Annotated in this window: 6 protein-coding genes; all 6 read right to left on the reverse strand. The window is 65.3% G+C overall.

The window, feature by feature from the left end; genetic code table 11:
- Nucleotides 1-78: 78 nt before the first annotated feature.
- Nucleotides 79-366 (reverse strand): hypothetical protein, encoded by a 288-nt coding sequence (locus FCI23_RS54580; protein WP_136731613.1) that lies wholly within the window; start codon nt 364-366, stop codon nt 79-81.
- A complete protein-coding gene (locus tag FCI23_RS54585; protein ID WP_136731614.1) occupies nt 344-772 on the reverse strand; it encodes a hypothetical protein in 429 nt (142 codons plus the stop codon). The genes FCI23_RS54580 and FCI23_RS54585 overlap by 23 nt, the downstream gene beginning before the upstream one ends.
- On the reverse strand, nt 769-1017 hold the full coding sequence (locus tag FCI23_RS54590) for a hypothetical protein (RefSeq protein WP_136731615.1): 249 nt from the start codon (nt 1015-1017) through the stop codon (nt 769-771). The genes FCI23_RS54585 and FCI23_RS54590 overlap by 4 nt, the downstream gene beginning before the upstream one ends.
- 2 nt (nt 1018-1019) lie before the next feature.
- Nucleotides 1020-1844, reverse strand: coding sequence for an N-acetylmuramoyl-L-alanine amidase (locus tag FCI23_RS62125; protein ID WP_246144922.1), 825 nt, complete (start codon nt 1842-1844; stop codon nt 1020-1022).
- A gap of 74 nt (nt 1845-1918) precedes the next feature.
- On the reverse strand, nt 1919-2860 hold the full coding sequence (locus FCI23_RS54605) for a hypothetical protein (RefSeq protein ID WP_136731616.1): 942 nt from the start codon (nt 2858-2860) through the stop codon (nt 1919-1921).
- A gap of 104 nt (nt 2861-2964) precedes the next feature.
- Entirely contained in the window at nt 2965-3303 is a 339-nt protein-coding gene (locus FCI23_RS54610) for a polysaccharide deacetylase family protein (protein WP_136731617.1), read from the reverse strand.
- Nucleotides 3304-3535: the final 232 nt, after the last annotated feature.

The following is a 3535-nucleotide window of genomic DNA, read 5'->3' on the forward strand; positions in this document are numbered from 1 at the left end:
GCGAGGAGATCCTCACGCGACGCAGACTCCAGAGCGGACGACATGACCCCGGATCCTGCCGCACCCACCCCGCACCTGTCACATCATCAGGAGACGGACGCACGACCGACCTTCTGAATGCTTACCCTGCGCCTGGATCCGAACCTGGTGCTGGTCCAGCTCCGTTCGCAGTTCGGTGACCCGTTGGTCGAGCCTCGCGATCTCCTTGCGCAGGCTTTCGGCGAGGATCCGAAAGTCGTCCCGGAAATCGTCATGGGCCGCTGCCCGTCGGGCCTGGCGCTGGGTGTAGAGGACTCCTACCAGGGTCAGGACGGCGATCAGGACGCCGGTCAGCCCGGAGGCGTCAGGGATCGAGAGATGGTCCACGGGGTGCCCGTCCTTCCGGCTCTTCGGGCCATCCGGCCGCGATCATCGTGCATACCGCTACGGAGCCCCAGGTCACGCTGGCCACCCAGCCGCCGGAGAACGTCTCCAGCGGCCAGGCGGCGGCGAGATACGAGAGGGACCAGATGGTGGGCGGCAGGACGGCTCCGATGAACCCGAAGGTGTCCTTGCCCCGCGCGGTGATCGGAGCTGCCGCGATGGCGCACAGGCCGCCCACGATCCAGAGCAGGGCCCAGACGCTCAGGGGAGCGATGTGCTGGAGGACGGCCAGCCCGTGCGAGGGGGCGTATCCGGGGTCGAAGCGGATGGATGCGCCGTAGAGGACACATCCGATACCGGTCGCCAGCAGATAGCTCCCGCGACGGCCGAGGCACTTGGGGAAGGTCACCGCGTACTCGCCTCCACGGCTGACGGGCTGGCCGGCTGAGTCCGCTGGAGCCAGGAGGGGAGGAGCTGGTCCACGGCCTGGATCGCCATGAGCTTCGTGACGGCGCTGGAGACCACGAGGGCGATGCCGAGACCCGGCAGGGTGCTGGGCACGGTGCCGGTGTCCACCAGGGCTGGTAGGGCCGCGAGGAGCCCCAACCCCAGCTGCACGGTGGTACGGAGCATCCGTCGAGTGGAGTCGGTCATCGTCAGACCACCTTCGCAACGTGCAGCTTGTCCCAGGACGTCTTGCCGGGCGGCCAGGTGGCCGCGCTGCCGGTGTAGCCGAGGTGACGCTGCCACGCCTCGTAGCTGGCCTTGTCGCCGGAGCCGATGGTGTCCTTGTTGGCGCTGGACGTGTACTTGTTGCAGCCCACGGCCACGAGGCGGTCGTGCATCGCGGACACGATCTTGCTCTTGCGGCCCATGGAGAACCACGAGGCGCCCGGGAAGGGCTGGTACGTGGGGGCGGGGGTTCCGCCAGCACCGGTCGCCGGAGGCTTCGGACCGGCCTGGGCAACGATCGCGGGGAAGATGACGGTCTTGAACTGCCCGACGCGGGCATCACCCGGGCAGGAGTGGCTGTTCGGGTTCCACTCCTTGAACAGCCGGTGGTAGCCGTAGCCCGGGTCGTCCCAGGTGCGGGATATCCGCAGCGGGATGCCGTGCGTCTGGTGCAGCCACACGCCGAGCTTGATGATCGCCTGGACCTGCGCGTCGGTCCAGAGGTCGGTAGCACCGTGATTGGACGCGGACTCCATGCTCACCGCACCGTGGCCGTTGGCCCGGCGGTTGGTTAGGTAGTTCGCGTCGGCGCGGGTCTGGGTGGACAGGAACTGCCCGAGGGCGCCGTTGTAGCCGAGGCCGAAGTGCGACTCGACCACGACACCGGGCTGGGTCCAGTACTGCTCGATCTGGGCCGGGGTCCACGGGGCGGTCACCGAGTGGAGGATGAACTGGTCCGGGACGATCGCGGGCTGCGCGCCCGACTCCGGTTGCAGCTCGATCTTGGTGGCGGACGGGTACCAGGTCATGGAGGAACTTCTTCGGGCCATGAAAAAGCCCCGACCGAGGGTGGTCGGGGCCTTCGGGGCACAGGATGTCAGCTCTACGGAGGGGTGAGGAAATCCTCACCCTCGCTTGAAACGGCTATCTCCAACAGCCACCTCTCCGTGTCCTCGGAGAAGAAGCGGTTTCCCTCCGAGTTGACCAGGGGTACGGGATGATTCATACCTGCTGCCGTAAGGAGATCGGACGTCCCAAGGTACAACGAGCAGATCTGGCAGTTGAAAGCGACCGGGTACGCCTCGCCGAGGCGACCTTTCTCCGCTAGAGGTGGGGGACCGGTGGTGATCTGCCCCATGTATCCGCAGGTTGGGCACTCTTTCGGTAGGCTCACCTGCAAGATCATGCTGCGCGTATTGATGTGCGGCGATCGAACCATCATAGATTCCACGTACGCCTCTGCTGCGGCAGGCGGCAGCTTGTCGATACGTTGCGAGAGGCGCACCTTGGCTTGCTCGGTGAGGCGTCCTAGGTCGCGAGCAGCCTGTTCCATGACGTCGTTCAAGGTGATCTCGACCATGCTTGCCCATATGCCCCAGAAATCGACCTCGGTCACGGACAGGCCGGCAAGCAACTGACGGGTTGTTCTTGCGAAAACAGCAAGCCCATCGAATGAGTCATCGTTGTCTGGGATGAGGTGGGCAACGCCGTTTCTCAGCTCAATCAGTTCATCCAGATCGTCATCCTTGATCGGAAGACGACCCATCTTTCTGAGGCGCGTAATTGATTGAGCCGCGCCAATCGTTCGCACCTTTGCGGCCTCGCGCACACCGGTCAGGTGGAAGAGGGTGTCGTCGCTCCCCTTCATCTCCATGAGTAGAAAGGGGCTCGTCTCTGCAAGCACCGCCTTGGCCAGCCGCTCAATGCTCACTCCTGCGTGGAGGAGGAACACCTCGCTGTCGTCCTTGGTATGGGCGTCCATCGCCGAGCGAGCGAATCTCTCAGCCCCCATGAGCAGTCTTGATGCTGTCAGCGATTCGTCCATGGATGGGACGATAGCTCTGCCTGTACTACAGGCGCGAGGGGTTACTTCCAGGATTCCTGGAGGCCGGGCTGGGGTCAGCCGGCCAGGTCGCCTCCCTCGGGTCCTCACGTGTAGTAGCTAATGACCTCGTTGATGGGGCGGACCGGGATGCCCCGCGACGCGATGGCGTCCATCAACGTGTTGAAGTCGGTCTGCGAGATCTGGTCGGAGGCCGTGACCGTCCCGGTGGTGAGCTTGTGGAGGCACAAGATCAGCCAGTCGCCGGAAGCCGCGCAGCGGTCGAGCATGCCGCCAGCCGCCGTGACGCTGGCCACCGTGGTGCCCAGCGAGGAGATGCCGGTCTTGGCCCGGATCCGCTGCGGCATGGCCGGAGGGAAGTTCTCCTTGGTCTCGCTGATGATCGTCCGCGAGGTCGTCCAGTACTGCTTGGCGATCTGGTCCACCGGGCACGCCGTCGGTGGTCAGGTCGAAGTGGCCCTTCGGGTAAGCGTAGTTGTCGGAGTGGAAACCGTTCGAGGCCATCCACAGCTTCAGCCGGGTGAAGTCAATCGATTCGTCAGCGGGATTCGGTCGCTGACCTGCTCGGCGGTTCGCCCCGTAATGTCCTCGGGCCGTTCGAGGTGGGCCGTCGCGTGACGCCGCGGGTGCGCCGGGTTCCACGGGCCCGGAGTGCTG

The sequence above is a fragment of the Actinacidiphila oryziradicis genome (genome assembly GCF_005047355.1).
Taxonomy (GTDB): domain Bacteria; phylum Actinomycetota; class Actinomycetes; order Streptomycetales; family Streptomycetaceae; genus Actinacidiphila; species Actinacidiphila oryziradicis.